A 17529-nucleotide genomic window follows, 5' to 3' on the forward strand; every position below is an offset into this window, starting at 1 on the left:
TCCTGCTTTAAGTATTAGCCTCATGAAGAGTTTAAACATCTCCTTCATTATCTTAATTTTGAGGAACTGAAAATGATTGAAAAAAATGTAATGATTGAACTTTTGTAAGGTCTTATCGTATAGTATTAGTATCTAGTGCTAAACTTTAATGTGAATAGGAGTGTCATAAATGTTAAAGGTACAAGAAATTCGTGAACTAATTAAACTTGTAGATCAATCCAATTTAGATGAGTTTGTATATGAAGTTGATGATTGCAAAATTAAAATGAAAAAAAACCACGGAGGTGTAGTTGCTGTTTCAGCACCACCAGTTGTTGAACCGGCAGCCGTCGATGCAGCGCCAAAACCACAGGTGGTTCAAGCTGACAAGGAAGTTGAAGTAAAAGAAACGAAGGATGCACCTGTCTCCGTCGATGAAAGCTTACATAAAATAACCTCACCGATGGTTGGTACTTTTTATCATAAACCATCACCTGAAGCGGAGCCCTATGTAAAAGTAGGGAGCAAAGTTACCAACGATTCGATCGTTTGTATTGTTGAAGCAATGAAATTATTTAATGAGATTGAAGCAGAAGTAAATGGGGAAATCGTGGAGATCCTTGTGAAAGACGGCCAATTAGTAGAGTATGGTCAACCACTATTTTTGGTAAAGCCTGAATAAGGAGCGAAGCGAAAATGATAAAAAAATTATTAATTGCCAATCGAGGAGAAATTGCTGTCCGTATCATACGTGCGTGCCGGGAATTAGATATTGAATCAGTAGCTGTATATTCTGAAGCGGATAAGGATGCCCTCCATGTTCAGCTTGCTGATGAAGCATATTGTATCGGGCCAACATTGTCAAAGGATAGCTATTTGAATTTTACGAATATCATCAGTGTGGCAAAACTTACCGATTGCCAGGCGATTCACCCTGGATACGGATTTTTAGCTGAAAATGCAGCTTTTGCAGAGCTTTGTCGAGAGTGCAATATTATATTTGTAGGTCCGACTCCGGAAGCGATTACAAAAATGGGAACAAAGGATATTGCAAGAGAAACGATGAAGGAAGCAGGAGTTCCGATTGTTCCAGGATCGCAAGGAATTATTAAAGATGAATCCGAGGCCATTCAGCTTGCCGAAGAAATTGGCTATCCTGTTATTATCAAGGCAACTGCAGGCGGTGGTGGAAAAGGAATTCGCGTTGCCCGTAATGAAGCTGATTTAATTAAAGGAATAAACATAACTCAACAAGAAGCGCTCACTGCTTTTGGCAATCCTGGAGTATATATTGAGAAATATATAGAAGATTTTCGCCATGTCGAAATTCAAGTTTTAGCAGATAATTTTGGCAATGTTGTTCATTTAGGCGAGAGAGATTGTTCGATCCAACGAAGACTGCAAAAGCTTTTAGAAGAAACTCCTTCCCCAGCCTTAGATAGTGAAATTCGAGAAGAAATGGGTAATGCGGCTGTAAAAGCGGCTAAAGCAGTTGATTATACTGGTGCAGGTACGATAGAATTTATATATGATTATCGAAATCGCCAATTTTATTTCATGGAGATGAATACGCGAATTCAAGTTGAACATCCAGTAACAGAGATGGTCACAGGAGTCGATCTCATAAAAGAACAAATTAAAGTTGCTTCTGGGGAAGCATTGAAATTTCAGCAGGAAGAAGTCGAATTTAATGGATGGGCGATTGAATGTCGAATCAATGCAGAGAATCCAGAAAAATCTTTTATGCCTTCTCCTGGTAAAATTGAGATGTATCTTCCACCAGGCGGATTGGGAGTTAGGGTGGATTCGGCGGCATATCCAGGATATGCGATCCCTCCATTCTACGACTCGATGATTGCAAAGGTAATTACTTATGGAAGTACAAGAGAAGAAGCTATTTCAAGAATGAAAAGAGCATTGAGCGAGTTTGTCATTGAAGGGATCCATACAACCATTCCCTTCCACCTGAAATTGCTTAATCACGAGAAATTCGTGGAAGGTGATTTCAATACGAAATTTCTAGAAATGTATGATGTTATGAAATCTTAATACAAATATAGGAGGACTCGGATATGAGCGAAAACTTATTGGAAATGAGTCAAGGTCAAACTGGGCTTGGAAAAATAGAAATTGCTCCAGAGGTTATAGAAGTCATTGCTGGAATTGCCGCTTCAGAGGTTGAAGGCGTTTCACAAATGCGCGGAAGCTTTGCAACGGGTGTGGTGGAAAGATTAGGAAAGAAAAATCATGGAAAAGGCGTAAAAGTGGAACTTACTGAAGACGGGATTAAAGTCGATGTCTACTGTTTGATGAAATTTGGGATCTCTATTCCAACGGTAGCTGGAAAGGTTCAGGATAATATCCGTCAAGCTTTACTAAATATGACTGCACTTGAGGCTGAAGAAGTGAATGTTCATATTGTTGGAATTCAATTTGACAATCCGAAACAAGAAGCGGAAACTGAGCAAGAAATGTAATGGCACAATGAAAAAACCAGAGACGAAAAGTCTTTGGTTTTTGTTTTCTTTTTAGAAAATGCCTCCGGGCTTTTTTTAAAATCTGTCAAAAGAGATTAACCTGACATAATAACGGCTATAGTGAAGGATAAGATTAAAAATTCCACAAATTCTAACTTTAAAGCTGGTACAAGAGCCCAGTTGAAAGGCATTTAAAATTAAGAGGTGATCTGCCGTGATCACAAATATTGACCTCACAATAATATTGTTTAACATAGCCCTTTGTTATGCTATTATTTTTAATGACTTATAGAAAAGCAATGAAGCTTGTTAGAGTGGCTTAATCCAATTGGCAAAATAGGAAAGCTACATTTATTCCACTCACTTCAGCCATTAAGGTTACGAAGTTTAACGATATAAGTTCCATCTAAAACATCCTAAAAGGAGTAGAAAATAAATGAAAAGAAGAACAGCTAGAGAAAAGGCGTTGCAGGCGTTGTTCCAAATTGACGTAAGTGATGTAGAGCCGAAGGATGCGATTGCTCATGTCCTTGAAGGAGTACGGAATGATGATTATTTATTAAAATTAGTTTTGGGCGTTGTTGAAAACAAAGAAGAAATTGACGGAATTTTGCAGAAGAATCTTGAAAATTGGACGCTTGAACGGTTAGCGATTGTCGATCGTAACATTTTGCGTCTTTCAGCATATGAACTTTTGTATTGCAAAGAGGACGTTCCGACGAAAGTGGCTATTGATGAAGCGATTGAAATTGCCAAAATCTATGGAGATGATCAATCGAGCCGGTTTATCAATGGAATATTATCAAAGATTCATTAACGGATTGTAACAAGTTTTGCTTGTGAAAAAGGGGTTTTTTTATGAAGGAAAAGCGCTACCTTACTGTCGCAGCCTTAACGAAATATATAAAAAGAAAATTTGATGCCGACCCCCATTTACAAGGAGTACATGTAAAAGGGGAGATTTCCAATTTTAAACAGCATTCAAGTGGGCATATGTATTTTACCTTAAAGGATGATAAAGCAAGAATATTGGCAGTAATGTTTTCCAGCGATGCGCGTGCGATGAAATTCATTCCTGAGAATGGGATGAAGGTTCTGATTACCGGTAACATAACCGTGTATGAGCAAAGCGGACAATATCAAATATATGTTAAGAACATGCAGCCTGACGGTATTGGTGAACTATATTTGGCATATGAACAGCTAAAAGAGAAATTAGAAAAAGAAGGATTATTTTCACCTGCCCATAAAAAACCACTCCCAAAATATCCAAAAACAATTGGAGTTATTACTTCACCAACAGGTGCGGCTGTCCGAGATATCATTACAACGATAAAAAGGAGATATCCTGTTGCCAGCATCCTCATTTTTCCCGCAATTGTTCAAGGAGATCAAGCGCCAAATTCGATTGTAAACGCCATTAAAACAGCGAATGAAATGGATGAAGTCGATTGTTTAATTGTGGGCCGCGGCGGTGGCTCGATAGAGGAATTATGGGCGTTCAATGAGGAAATAGTTGTTAGAGCGATCTATACTTCGACGCTCCCTATTATTTCAGCAGTTGGACATGAAACTGATTTTACGATAGCTGACTTTGTTGCTGATATGCGCGCTCCTACCCCGACGGGAGCCGCTGAATTAGCAGTACCACATGTAGATGAATTGATGGAGCGGATATTGACGAGACAAACGAGAATGCTGAGGGTTATGAAAGAGCGGGTTCATTATGCACAAGAACGCCTAAAGCGAATTGAACGTTCTTATGCATTTCGTTATCCAAGACGAGCATACGAGCAGAAGATGGAGCAGGTTGATAGAGCAACAGAGCGTCTTGTAAAGGGTGCGGAAAAACAATTTTTAACCCAGAAAGAAGCCTATTTAAACTTAAATCGCCGTATTGAAAGACATAAACCACGTGAGCTGTTAAAAGAAGCAAGGGAACAGCATGAAAAAGCTGAAAAGCAAATGAACCGCGTGATGACAGCTATTTTGGCAGACAAACAGAAGGATTTTAGACAGATGCTTACAACACTTGAAGCGTTAAGTCCATTGAAGGTAATGGAACGGGGCTATAGTCTTGTCTACGATGATAGCGGCAAACTAGTAAAAAGTGTGAATGACTTTTCAAAGGAAGATCAACTGACCGTCCGGATGTCAGACGGATCGATTCAGTGTCAAGTCCTGAATGTTGAGGGGAAGGAGAGTTAAAGGTGGAAGAAAAAATGACGTTTGAAGAAGCGATGAAAAATCTCGAAGATATTGTGGAAAAGCTTGAAGAAGGAGATGTGCCGTTAGAAGAAGCAATCGCAATTTATCGAAAAGGAATGGAGCTTTCTAAGCTGTGCCACGATAAACTAAAAGATGTTGAAGAACAATTGACACAAATTATTACAGAGGATGGGAAAAAGCAGGAGTTTTCCATCCAAGAGGAGGAGTAAAGTGGAGCTTTTAGCATCTTTTATGCAAAAACATAAAGAGCTCCTCGAGCAGCAATTACGGACAAGTGTGATGCAAATGAAGGCCCCAGAGATTATAAAAGAATCCATGTTATATTCTTTGGAAGCTGGCGGGAAAAGAATTCGACCGATGCTCTTATTTGCCACAATTGATGCATTCGGGGATAAAGTTGAAAAAGGGTTACTGACTGCAGCAGCAATTGAGATGGTTCATACATATTCTTTGATTCATGATGATCTCCCAAGTATGGATAACGATGATTTAAGAAGAGGCAGACCGACAAATCATAAAGTTTATGGGGATGCTTTTGCGATTTTAGCAGGGGATGCCCTACTAACTTATAGCTTCCAATTAATTGCCGAGACAGCTGAGGTAGGGGCTGAAACAAAGCTGAAACTTATACGCGAGCTTTCTGTCGCCGCTGGTGCTGAAGGAATGGTCGGAGGGCAAGTTGCTGATATAAGCGGAGAAAATCGCCGTTTGACCTTGGACGAACTTGAATATATTCATATTCATAAAACAGGCAAACTGTTAGCCTTTAGCGCTGTCGCAGGAGCTCTCTTAGCAGGAGCACCGACCGCCATCGTTGAACAATTTAGAAAATTCGCCCATCACTTAGGACTGGCATTCCAAATTCGCGATGATATTCTTGATTTGGAAGGGAATGAGCAAAAGCTAGGAAAGCGTACTGGCAGTGATACTTTTAATCATAAAAGCACCTATCCTGCACTATTAACTATGAACGGTGCAAAGAAAGCATTGGTGCAGGAAATTGCGAAAGCGCAAGGCATTCTTCAGGAAACGGGCTTAAATACAGGATTGCTTATGGAGTTAACAGATTTGGTTGCAAATCGAGATCATTAATCTCCTTTATATGGGTGGCATAAATCTGCATTTTTACTAAATGGAATTTCTATGTTATAATACAGATTGATTTTGTCTAAATATTTATTTTGCTACATAGACTGAACGTAAACAAACACTTTCTCTATGTAAATGCAGTAGTGAGAGAGGGCGAAGTGAGGTATATCAACCTCCATCCCTTTATTATCCAAGCTGCGGTAGTGAAAAGGACCGTGTAAAATAAATAATTTGTTTTAAATGGAATTTGCGAAGCAGACGCAGAATTTCTATTAGAGACAATAAGCAAAAAGTCTAAATTGACATGAAGTCAGTTCAGCCGTTATCACTTTTGTGCTAGCGGTTCTTTTTTCAAGGCTATGTTATATATGATCTAGTTGATTTATGGCTCATCTGCGTAAGCAACCCTTGGTTTCTTATGTCTTTGAAGCTTAGCTTAAAAGCTGATTCTGACTTTGAGAAAATGCTAGGATTAAGCTTTTTTCTTCTTCGCTTCATCGAGTCAGAACTATAATAAGCCCAAAATGCATGAGCAACCATATTTAACACAGCTTTTTTTAGAAAGACAATCCGAAATCGGAATTAGTAATCCGAAAAAGAAATGAAAGTGAGTGGTCCGTTATGGATCTGTTATCAATAAAAGACCCATCTTTTTTGAAAGCATTGTCTAATAAGGAACTAGAGAAGCTAAGCCAAGAAATTCGCGAGTTTTTAATTGAAAAGTTGTCGAAAACAGGAGGCCATATTGGCCCGAACCTTGGTGTTGTTGAACTTACGATTGCGTTGCATAAATGCTTTAATAGCCCAAAGGATAAAATTCTTTGGGATGTCGGCCATCAATCGTATGTTCATAAAATTCTTACAGGAAGAGCCGATCAATTTGACACATTAAGGCAGTATAAGGGGCTTTGTGGATTCCCAAAAATGGTTGAAAGTGAGCATGACGTATGGGAAACAGGCCATAGTTCTACATCATTGTCTGCAGCGATGGGAATGGCGATCGCTCGTGATTTAAAAAAGGAGAAGTCGTTCATTGTTCCCGTTATTGGAGATGGGGCACTTACAGGCGGGATGGCACTTGAGGCGTTAAATCATATTGGACACGAACGAAAAAATATGATCGTTGTTCTAAATGATAACGAAATGTCAATTGCTCCGAATGTTGGTGCGCTTCACAATGTGTTGGGACGACTTCGGACGGCAGGTAAATACCAATGGGCTAAAGACGAATTGGAGTACTTGCTGAAGAAAATTCCGGCTGTAGGTGGTAAGTTGGCGGCTACAGCGGAAAGAATAAAGGACAGTTTAAAGTATTTGATCGTTTCGGGTGTGTTCTTTGAAGAGCTCGGTTTTACCTACTTAGGTCCAATTGATGGCCATAATTACGATGCATTATTAGAAAACATTGCCTATGCGAAGAAAATGGATGGACCCGTTCTTCTCCATGTCATTACGAAAAAAGGAAAAGGTTATCAGCCGGCCGAAAATGATACGATCGGAACATGGCATGGTACCGGTGCTTACAAAATTGAAACGGGTGACTTTATTAAACCTGTTCAATCTCCTCCAGCATGGAGCAAACTTGTCAGTGAAACGGTGCGGAAAATCGCTCGTGAAGATGAGAGAGTTGTCGCGATTACCCCGGCGATGCCAGTTGGTTCTAAATTAGAAGGTTTTGCTGGCGAATTTCCCGAGCGCATGTATGATGTTGGAATTGCTGAACAGCATGCAGCAACGATGGCAGCAGGATTGGCGACACAAAAAATGAAGCCGTTTCTAGCGATTTATTCCACGTTTTTGCAGCGTGCCTACGATCAGGTCGTACATGATATTTGTCGCCAAAACTTAAATGTCTTTATTGGAATTGACCGTGCTGGTTTAGTTGGGGCTGACGGAGAAACTCATCAAGGGGTATTTGATATTGCTTTTTTACGGCATGTACCCAATATGGTGCTAATGATGCCAAAGGATGAGAATGAAGGACAGCATCTTGTCCACACTGCATTAAAATACGATGATGGTCCAATTGCGATGAGATTCCCAAGAGGGAATGGCCTCGGAGTTCCTCTGGATGAAGAGCTGAAAGAAATACCGATTGGAACATGGGAAGTATTAAAAGAGGGGCTTGATGGAGCGATATTAACTTTTGGGACAACGATTCCAATGGCAATGAAGGCGGCAGAAATTCTTGAGAAACAGGGGGTTTCGATCAGGGTAATCAATGCACGTTTTATTAAGCCAATTGATGAAGAAATGCTTCTAGGTTTATTGGATGTAGATATGCCAATTCTTACAATCGAGGAAGCTGCCCTACAAGGTGGATTTGGTAGCTCGATTTTAGAATTTGCATCTGAAAAAGGATATCATCACGCTGAAATTGATCGCCTTGGCATTCCTGATCGATTTATCGAACACGGAAGTGTGAATGAATTGCTAAATGAAATTGGCCTCACAACAGAAAATGTTGTCAATAAACTGCAGACGTTGGCAAGAAGAAAACAAAAGAGGGCCTAAACAAAAATGAAAAAGGAACGGATAGACGTTTTACTAGTAGAACGGGGTTTAGTTGAAACGCGAGAAAAGGCAAAAAGAGCTATTATGGCTGGCCTTGTTTATAGTAATGAAGAACGGTTAGACAAGCCTGGGGAAAAAATTAGCATTGAGAGTCCGCTTACAGTGAAAGGAAATGTCCTTCCTTATGTAAGCCGTGGCGGATTAAAGCTCGAGAAAGCACTGAAAGAATTTGATTTAAATATTGAAGGCAAGGTACTGTTAGATATCGGTGCTTCAACTGGTGGTTTTACAGACTGTGCCCTACAAAACGGGGCGAAAATGTCCTATGCTCTTGATGTAGGTTATAACCAGTTAGCGTGGAAGCTCAGACAGGACGAGAGAGTTATTGTCATGGAAAGAACTAATTTTCGTTACGTGACTCCAGCTGATCTGTCGGCTGAGCTCCCTAACTTTGCTTCAATAGATGTTTCATTTATATCATTGAAATTGATCTTTCCTGTGTTAAAAGCATTGCTTGTTCCGGGAAGTGATATTGTCGCATTAATTAAACCTCAATTTGAAGCAGGACGTGATCAGGTAGGAAAAAAAGGAATTGTTCGGGATCCGAAAGTACATGAAGAGGTTCTGGAAAAAATGATTGATTTCGTGTTAAAAGAAGGCTTCGATGTTAAAAATTTGTCTTTCTCTCCGATCACGGGAGGAGATGGAAATATTGAATTTCTTCTTCATCTTCAATGGAATGGTTCGAAGGTCATGGGAGAGAAGAATTTGCTTTATTTTCCATCAGACATTGTGCGGAGCGCCCACGAACAATTGAAAAGAAAACAATCAGAGGAATAAGCATAGGCTTATTCCTTTTTTGCGTGAGTCATGAATATGGAAATTTCAGCAAAAAAAAGATTGCTAAAGATGGAGAATGAAGAGGAATATCGTCGTCTAATCACGAATCATTATATGAAAAAGTATACATTTTCCTGTTTTTCAGCTAACATATTATTGAATGATCTGTGCAATTATGAATGTAAAAGTATAACACCAATACACTGTATAAATTTCAGAGGTGATTTAATATGAATAAAGGACAACGACATATTAAAATAAGGGAAATTATAACGAATAACGATATTGAAACACAGGACGAGCTTGTTGATGAATTAAAAATTGCAGGTTTTAATGTTACGCAGGCAACTGTATCAAGAGATATTAAAGAGCTTCATTTAGTAAAGGTACCTCTTATGGATGGGCGTTATAAGTATAGTCTTCCAGCTGATCAACGCTTTAATCCTTTGCAAAAGTTGAAAAGAAATCTCATGGATGCATTTGTTCGTATCGATCAAGCGGGACATTTGCTTGTCATGAAGACGTTGCCCGGAAATGCGATGGCAATAGGGGCGTTAATTGATAATCTTGATTGGGAAGAGATTTTAGGAACAATTTGTGGGGATGATACGATTTTAATTATCTGTAAAACTCCGGTTGAGACAGAAATCATACAGGCTCGTTTTCTTGAAATGCTGTAACAATTTCTTTGTCCGGGATTCAAAATCTGATCATATTATTTAGGTTTATTTTAATTTTTTTAAAGAATGAACGGAATCAACCGTAAATGTGAATCTGGACTAAAGTGAAGATGAATTTGATTTAGAGGTGACTATTCATGCTCAGCGAGTTATCGATTAAAAATTTTGCTATAATTGAGGCTCTTTCGATTTCTTTTGACAAAGGGCTAACGGTTCTTTCTGGCGAAACAGGAGCAGGAAAATCAATTATTATTGATGCCATTCATTTGCTCGTTGGTGGCAGAGGTTCATCTGAATTTGTCCGCCATGGGGAAGAGAAAGCGGAAATTGAAGGGCTTTTCCAAATTGATCATGATTCACATCCATTATTTCAAAAGGTGAAGGAGTTTGGCATCGAGATTGAAGACGGAATGATCATTCTTCGACGCGACATTTCAAAGAGTGGGAAAAGTATTTGCCGCATAAATGGGAAGCTAGTGACAATTTCCACACTGCGTGAAATCGGTGCGGCGCTTGTTGATATTCATGGTCAGCATGAGCACCAAGAATTAATGGATGAAACTCGTCATTTATCCTTGCTTGATCAATTTGGTGGCAAGGAAATTGAGGACGTCTACCAAGAATATGTACATATTTATCAGCGATATGAAAAAACGCATAGGGCGCTAAAGCATTTGAGTGAAAATGAACAGCAGGTTGCACATCGTCTAGATTTAATTTCTTTTCAATTAGAGGAAATTCAAAAAGCGGATTTAAAGCTTCATGAAGATGAAGAGCTGATCGAGGAAAGAAGGAAGCTGAGCAATTTTGAGAAGCTTCATGAAGCGTTGAATATAAGCTATTCAGCCCTACAGGGCGATAATAAAGGACTCGATTGGCTTGGTCTTGCGATGAACCATTTGGAAGATGCAGCATCGATTGATCAACACTATAAAGAGGTATCTGATACGGTTTCCAATAGTTTTTATGTACTCGAGGACATCATACGAACATTAAGAAATGAGCTTGATATCCTTGAATTTGATCCTGAACGATTGAGCAATATTGAGGAGAGACTTAATGAAATTAATCAATTAAAACGTAAGTATGGAAAAACAATTGCCGAAATATTAGAGTATGCGGCCAAAATTGAGGAAGAGCTCGAGACACTGCAGAATAAAGAAACACATATTGAGAAGTTGCAGCGGGAGCTTTCCATCATCCAGAAAGACCTGGCGATTGAAGCGCGTGAATTAAGTAAAATGAGACAAAAGCATGCTGGTCAACTAACAAAATTGATTCATACTGAATTAAAAGAGCTTTACATGGAAAAAACAATATTTGAAGTTCGTTTTACAAGTGACTACGATAACTTTACGATAGCAGGTTCAGATAAAGTTGAATTTTACATTTCTACCAACCCGGGTGAACCATTAAAACCTCTTTCAAAAATAGCTTCAGGAGGAGAGTTATCGCGAATTATGCTTGCCTTAAAGAGCATCTTTTCAAAGCATCAGGGCATCACGTCGATTATTTTCGACGAAGTCGATACGGGAGTCAGTGGTCGGGTAGCACAAGCGATTGCTGAAAAAATATATCATGTGTCTGTTGACTCGCAAGTTCTGTGTATTTCTCACCTTCCTCAAGTAGCAGCAATGGCCGATACCCACTTATTTATTGCGAAAAAAATTACGGATGGTCGGACAAGGACTTCCGTAAAAATTTTGGGTGACGACGAAAAAATTCGCGAAATTGGCAGAATGATTTCAGGGGTGGAGATAACCGATTTAACGAAGGAGCATGCAAAAGAACTGCTTCATTTAGCGAAAGAGATTAAAATAACACAATGGGAGCTGGGACATAACTAGCTTCAAATAATGAGAAAGGTGAATTTGAGGGTACTCAAATTCACCTTTCTCTATTTTTGTGTGTTCATTTTTCTATTACCTTAGTTAATGGCCGTGAATTTTCTTAAATTCACGGCCATTAACGCGAGACCCATTTCGTTTTCTACCTTCGATTTTCCTCGTACAGAAAATCGAGTGAAACGCAAATTAGCCTTCAAGAATCCAAAAACTGGTTCCACATCGATTTTGCGTTTTCGATAGATGGCACCTGTTTTCTCTTCTGAAAGCTTCGCTCTCACATATTCTTTTTGCTGTTCCCATTTTTCGTTCACCATTAGTTTTCGATGGTTGCCTTCTTTTGCCTTGGTACATGATGAACGGAATGGACAGCCCGAACATTCTTCACATTCATAGACTTTAAATTCCCGTTTAAAGCCTGTTTTATCCGTACGTTCAGAGCGATATTTAAATAAAAGGCGTTTGTGATTTGGGCATGTGTATGTATCGCTTTCTTCATCATACTGCCAGTTGTCTGGATTAAACTTGTTTTGTTTATGTTTTTTCTTTTGTTCCTTCACATACATGTTATACGTTATTAGTGCTTCTCGGTTTCTGTTTGAAAGGATATCATTAAAGTTTTGTTCGCTGCCATAACCTGCATCTGCCACAATATGCTTCGGTAATTCGAAATAACCTTTCTCGATTTCATCTAGAAATGGAATTAACGTACGTGTATCTGTCGGATTTGAAAATATACTATACGCAAGTGTGTATTGACCTTCCGTTGCGATTTGTACATTATAACCTGCTTTCAATTGACCATTCTTCATATAATCATCTTTCATTCGCATGAATGTTGCATCAAGGTCTGTTTTCGAATAACTATTACGTGTACCCAAGATTTCAAAGTCCCGTTGATAGTTCTGTTTCCGTACAAGATAATCAGTTAACTGCTTACGCACTTGCTTTGGATATTTTCGTTCACTTCTTAATGCTTTTCTTTCTTCTACGCTCGATGATGCTTCTATTTTTTGGTCATATTCCGTAATGACTTCATCTACTTTTTCAATCATTTGATCGAGTTCTTCAAGTGATAATTGCTCATCACTTTCTCGTTCAATTTCAGGTAAGATCTCTTTTTCAAGTAACTCATTGTACAGTTGATTTGATTTTTCAATTAAGCTTTTGTGATATTTTTCAATCGACTTTTTCCACACGAATGTAAATTTATTCGCATTCGCTTCGATTTTGGTCCCATCAATGAAAATCGCTTCTTGATCGATTAGTTCTTCTTGTACAAGTTGACAACGGAATTGGACGAAACTTTGGCGAATGAGATCTTTCACTTGAGGTTGAACACGGAATCGGTTAATTGTTCGGTAGCTTGGTTCATATCCTTGAGCTAGCCACATCATACGGATACTATCTTTTAAAAGGGCTTCGATTTTACGACCAGAAAAGACAGACTGCGAATAAGCACATAAGATAATTTTTAACATCATGCGTGGATGATAAGCAGGGCACCCCTCATTTCGAAAAAATGGTTCAAGGGCTTCAGGTGGAATACTTTCCACTAAGTGATGTATATGGAAGGCAATATCATTTTTTTGTAACTTTACTTCTAAATCTAAAGGCAAAATTAATTGATTCATGTTATAATTTTTAAACATAAGGATCCTTCTTTCTGTATGATTTGGTTGTGGTGACTTAATTTTATCAGAAGAGGTCCTTATTTTTATACAAAAATGAATCAAAGCCAGTGAAATTTTACGTGTCGTAAAATTTCACTGGCTTTTTCATTTTAGAGATGGGTTTTGTCCCACCCTCATACTTCTTTACTTCTTATCAAAAATGCATTGGCTACAGCGTTGTCATACAAGCAACTCATTAATACGCAATGTCCTTAAAGAAGCAGTATAACGATTCGAAATAAAGTAAATACTGTTGTTGATAAATTGTTAAGCAAACCTGTAAACAATCACCACTTAAAGGATTATCTTACTCAAAAATTCTAAAAGCGCCCAAGTTCCATTACTATCCATTCTGGGTAGCTTTTTTATCTCTCTAGCGGTTATAAATGCGTCTAAAGGAGGCAAAATTAAAGGTGTAGCCATTTTAGAGTAAGTGTGTGTGTGGACTAGAAGCGAGGAGAGTGAAGATGTTGAATTTTGAACTTCTTAGAAAAATAATTGGTGGAATTCTCCTTGTTTCAATTGTTGCTCTTGGGTTTTCGAAACCTGTGCAACAGTATATTCAATTCCCAAAGGAAGTAACGCTTTTTGAAGGGCAAGAATTTTCTTTTCAGAAATCCCGCCCAGTGTCAGCAGAAATGAATAGCTCAAACCTTAGTGTTTCAGTCGATGATGAAGAAAATACAGTTTCATTAAATGCAAACAAATACGGAAAAAATGAGATGCTGTTAGAATTAGCGGGTTTTCCAATTAAAAAGGTCGATGTCAATGTTCTAAAGGATTTTAAGGTAATTCCAGGTGGCCAATCTATCGGAGTTAAGTTAAATACAGTTGGGGTCCTGGTAGTAGGACACCATCAGGTCAATACAAATGAAGGAAAGCAATCACCGGGAGAGGAAGCGGGAATAAAAGTCGGCGATATTATTACAAAGATTAACGGGAAACAGATTGAGAAAATGTCCGACGTTGCCCCTTTTGTTCAAGAGGCCGGAGAATCGGGAACACCGTTGAAGGTTGAGATCAGTCGTGAAAGTGGAAAAGTAACAACAGAACTAAAACCGCAAAAGGAAAAAGATGAAGATAAGTTTAAGCTTGGTCTCTATATTCGAGATTCAGCAGCAGGAATAGGAACGATGACGTTCTATCATCCGCAAAGTAAAAAATACGGTGCTTTAGGGCACGTCATTTCTGATATGGATACAAAAAAGCCAATTGTTGTAGAAGACGGGCAAATTGTTCGTTCAACTGTAACATCCATTGAAAAAGGAAGCAATGGAGACCCTGGAGAAAAATTAGCTAGGTTCTCTTCAGATAAAGAGGTAATTGGAAATATCCAACGAAATAGCCCATTCGGAATATTTGGGAAGCTAAATCGTGACATAGAGAACGGGGTTATGGATAAAGCTTTGCCAATCGCTCTTTCCCATCAAGTTAAGGAAGGTCCGGCACAGATACTGACAGTCGTCGATAATGATGAAGTTAAACTTTTTGATATCGAAATTGTCAGTACAATCCCGCAAAAATTTCCTGCCACGAAAGGAATGGTCTTAAAAGTTACAGATAAAGAATTGCTTGATAAGACAGGCGGAATCGTTCAAGGGATGTCGGGAAGCCCAATCATTCAAGATGGAAAAGTAGTTGGAGCAGTTACTCATGTATTTGTTAATGATCCAACTTCAGGTTATGGAGTTCATATTGAGTGGATGCTTAATGAAGCAGGGATCGATATTTATGAAAAGGAAGAGGAAAAAGCAAGTTAAATTATTACCTTCTGGAGGTGGAATTTTCCGCCTCCTTCTTCTTTTTTCATGATAATATGGAAGAAAATAAAGATTTTTCGACAAAGTCATCACACAAAAAAAATCAAGTGACGAAACTAGTCGAAAATAAGAGAAAATAGGAGAAAATAGAAGAATTACTACATTTTTGCAGAAAAAATAAAAAAAGAAAAGGATTTTTATTGGCTTTGTCGAATTGAATATTTAGAATAAAGATATAAGAATCAAATTTAAGAGACGAGAAACTTAAGGATCGAGGAGGAAACTGTAAGTGAAGAAAATTAAAGTTTGTGTAGTTGATGACAATCGAGAACTAGTGGGTCTATTAGAAGATTATATTTCTTCTCAGGAAGACATGGAAGTTGTAGGTGTGGCCCATAATGGACAGGAGTGCCTGGAGGTATTGCAGGAAACTGACCCAGATGTTCTTGTTTTAGATATTATTATGCCGCATTTAGATGGATTAGCAGTACTGGAAAGGTTAAGGGAGATGAAAAAGAACCATCTTCCAAATGTTATTATGTTAACGGCATTTGGCCAAGAAGATGTGACGAAAAAAGCAGTTGAGTTAGGTGCATCTTACTTCATTTTAAAACCTTTTGATTTAGAGCATTTAGGCAATCATATTCGTCAGGTAAGCGGGAAAGAAGCGCCTGTTATGAGAAAATCATCAGGATTAGCGAGTGCTGTTAGACCAGTTGTGGAGGAAAAACCAAGAAACCTTGATGCTAGTATTACAAGCATAATTCATGAAATTGGTGTCCCAGCTCATATTAAAGGCTATTTATATTTAAGAGAAGCTATTTCCATGGTCTATAATGACATAGAATTATTGGGATCGATTACAAAAGTTTTATATCCCGATATTGCCAAAAAATATAACACTACAGCTAGCCGCGTTGAGCGCGCTATTCGTCATGCCATTGAAGTGGCATGGAGTCGGGGCAATATTGATTCTATTTCATCCTTATTTGGTTATACCGTATCTATGTCCAAAGCAAAGCCAACGAATAGCGAATTTATCGCGATGGTGGCAGATAAGCTTCGTTTAGAGCATAAGGCTTCTTGAAAGGGAAAGGACTAAATAAAAGACGTCGAAAGGGCGTCTTTTATTTCTGATTAGGAGGTTGAAGAAACTTGACACTTATTTTTGCCCACCGTGGTTATTCTGCAAAATATCCTGAGAATACGATGAAAGCTTTTAAGGAAGCGGAAAATGCAGGTGCTGATGGAATCGAATTAGATGTCCAATTAACAAAAGACAATGAGATCGTTGTCATTCATGATGATAAAGTCGATCGTACGACAAATGGGAGCGGTTTTGTGAAAGATTTTTCCTTCGCAGAATTGCGGAGACTTGATGCAAGCTATAAGCACAAAACAATTCTAAAAAAAGAGCCGGTCCCTTCTTTAAAAGAGGTGCTTGCGTGGCTGCAGACGAATCAACTTCAGTGCAATATTGAAATTAAAAGCAGTGCGGAATCATACATGAAAATAGAGGAGCCGCTTATTGAGCTTATTCGTGAATTTGCTTTAACAGAGCGAGTGATCATTTCTTCATTTAATCACTATAGTATCGTTTACTGCTATCGCCTTGCTCCTGAAATAGAGATTGCTCCCTTATATCATGAGGGACTCTACATGCCCTGGGTCTATGCACGGTCGATTAAAGCGAAGGGAATGCACCCTAATTTCCGAGTCGTTCCTAATGAAATCATTAAAGCTTCTCTTGAGTTTGGTATTGAAGTGAGACCTTATACTGTCAATAAAGAACAGGAGATGAGGAGACTCTTTGATATTGGCTGCACTGCATTTATTACAGATGATCCAGTAAAGGCGATTAAAATTAGAAAAGAATACAGCTAAATTTAATATCTATTGAGAAAGGCATCCCCAAACCTTTTGCGGATGCCTTTCTGAGCGATTAAAATGTCGAACACGTACAGCTAAAATGCTTAACAAGTCAGGGATATGCTACTAAGAGAACTTCTTTCGTTATCGGCAGAAAACTGATGCTAATACGGTCATGGTACGGAGCAAAGCTACTTTCATTAATCGTCTACCGGAACAAATTTGAACCAGTTCTAAACAGTCGCCGCCCTTATAGTTGAAAGATTGTTAAACTAAAGTTTTTTATCCAATTTAAAGCGATTCTGGACTTTATTTTTCTTTCGATCACGATGAAGGATAAATCCTCCGATGAAGGCTAATCCAGCTAAAAACAATAATAATCCGGAAATAAATTGCAGCCATAATAAAGAGGAAGTAAACGGTCCAATTGTAATTCCAAAGACCATATCCCGCATCATTTTAATTCCGTATGCCGCAATGATTCCAGGTATTACTAAAATTAATAAAGCTATAATCCGAATCATAAAAATCCTCATTTCTATTTGATCTCCTATATTATAACATGCTTTTGCGAT

Annotated in this window: 16 protein-coding genes; 14 read left to right on the forward strand and 2 right to left on the reverse strand. The window is 38.5% G+C overall.

Going from position 1 to position 17529, the window contains the following annotated elements; all coding sequences use genetic code 11:
- Positions 1-169: 169 nt before the first annotated feature.
- From accB to recN, 11 genes are all read left to right on the forward strand, one after another.
- Complete coding sequence (accB, locus tag NST02_RS09950; RefSeq protein ID WP_340948882.1) at positions 170-661, forward strand: acetyl-CoA carboxylase biotin carboxyl carrier protein; 492 nt, start codon at positions 170-172, stop codon at positions 659-661.
- A gap of 14 nt (positions 662-675) precedes the next feature.
- Positions 676-2028, forward strand: a complete 1353-nt coding sequence (gene accC / locus NST02_RS09955; protein WP_095306702.1) for an acetyl-CoA carboxylase biotin carboxylase subunit — start codon at positions 676-678, stop codon at positions 2026-2028.
- 23 nt (positions 2029-2051) lie between these two features.
- Positions 2052-2456: an Asp23/Gls24 family envelope stress response protein gene (locus NST02_RS09960; protein WP_095306701.1), complete on the forward strand. Its 405-nt coding sequence runs from the start codon at positions 2052-2054 to the stop codon at positions 2454-2456.
- Positions 2457-2892: 436 nt separating this feature from the next.
- A complete protein-coding gene (gene nusB, locus NST02_RS09965; protein ID WP_095306700.1) occupies positions 2893-3273 on the forward strand; it encodes a transcription antitermination factor NusB in 381 nt (126 codons plus the stop codon).
- A 41-nt stretch (positions 3274-3314) separates the two neighbouring features.
- Positions 3315-4664, forward strand: a complete 1350-nt coding sequence (gene xseA, locus NST02_RS09970; protein WP_095306699.1) for an exodeoxyribonuclease VII large subunit — start codon at positions 3315-3317, stop codon at positions 4662-4664.
- A 2-nt stretch (positions 4665-4666) separates the two neighbouring features.
- Entirely contained in the window at positions 4667-4894 is a 228-nt protein-coding gene (locus NST02_RS09975) for an exodeoxyribonuclease VII small subunit (RefSeq protein WP_137743192.1), read from the forward strand.
- 22 nt (positions 4895-4916) lie between these two features.
- A complete protein-coding gene (locus NST02_RS09980; RefSeq protein ID WP_321177901.1) occupies positions 4917-5777 on the forward strand; it encodes a polyprenyl synthetase family protein in 861 nt (286 codons plus the stop codon).
- Between the two features lie 618 nt (positions 5778-6395).
- Positions 6396-8288: a 1-deoxy-D-xylulose-5-phosphate synthase gene (gene dxs / locus NST02_RS09985; protein ID WP_095306697.1), complete on the forward strand. Its 1893-nt coding sequence runs from the start codon at positions 6396-6398 to the stop codon at positions 8286-8288.
- Between the two features lie 6 nt (positions 8289-8294).
- On the forward strand, positions 8295-9128 hold the full coding sequence (locus NST02_RS09990) for a TlyA family RNA methyltransferase (protein WP_095306696.1): 834 nt from the start codon (positions 8295-8297) through the stop codon (positions 9126-9128).
- Positions 9129-9358: 230 nt separating this feature from the next.
- Positions 9359-9808, forward strand: a complete 450-nt coding sequence (ahrC, locus tag NST02_RS09995; RefSeq protein ID WP_095306695.1) for a transcriptional regulator AhrC/ArgR — start codon at positions 9359-9361, stop codon at positions 9806-9808.
- 137 nt (positions 9809-9945) lie between these two features.
- On the forward strand, positions 9946-11655 hold the full coding sequence (recN, locus tag NST02_RS10000; protein ID WP_340948886.1) for a DNA repair protein RecN: 1710 nt from the start codon (positions 9946-9948) through the stop codon (positions 11653-11655).
- Positions 11656-11735: 80 nt separating this feature from the next.
- On the opposite strand, the gene NST02_RS10005 is transcribed toward recN, so the two are convergent.
- Entirely contained in the window at positions 11736-13304 is a 1569-nt protein-coding gene (locus tag NST02_RS10005) for an IS1182 family transposase (RefSeq protein WP_137744929.1), read from the reverse strand.
- Positions 13305-13792: 488 nt separating this feature from the next.
- Between NST02_RS10005 and spoIVB the strand changes: the two genes are divergently transcribed.
- From spoIVB to NST02_RS10020, 3 genes are all read left to right on the forward strand, one after another.
- Positions 13793-15085 (forward strand): SpoIVB peptidase, encoded by a 1293-nt coding sequence (gene spoIVB / locus NST02_RS10010; protein WP_408014791.1) that lies wholly within the window; start codon positions 13793-13795, stop codon positions 15083-15085.
- Between the two features lie 289 nt (positions 15086-15374).
- Positions 15375-16172, forward strand: coding sequence for a sporulation transcription factor Spo0A (gene spo0A / locus NST02_RS10015; protein WP_095306693.1), 798 nt, complete (start codon positions 15375-15377; stop codon positions 16170-16172).
- Positions 16173-16240: 68 nt separating this feature from the next.
- The gene (locus NST02_RS10020; protein WP_095306692.1) at positions 16241-16969 is read left to right on the forward strand and encodes a glycerophosphodiester phosphodiesterase; all 729 of its coding nucleotides are present in this window, start codon (positions 16241-16243) and stop codon (positions 16967-16969) included.
- 257 nt (positions 16970-17226) lie between these two features.
- On the opposite strand, the gene NST02_RS10025 is transcribed toward NST02_RS10020, so the two are convergent.
- The gene (locus tag NST02_RS10025) at positions 17227-17478 is read right to left on the reverse strand and encodes a DUF2627 domain-containing protein (protein WP_095306723.1); all 252 of its coding nucleotides are present in this window, start codon (positions 17476-17478) and stop codon (positions 17227-17229) included.
- Between the last annotated feature and the right edge of the window lie 51 nt (positions 17479-17529).

The organism is Robertmurraya sp. FSL W8-0741, assembly GCF_038004005.1.
Taxonomy (GTDB): Bacteria; Bacillota; Bacilli; order Bacillales; family Cytobacillaceae; genus Robertmurraya; species Robertmurraya siralis.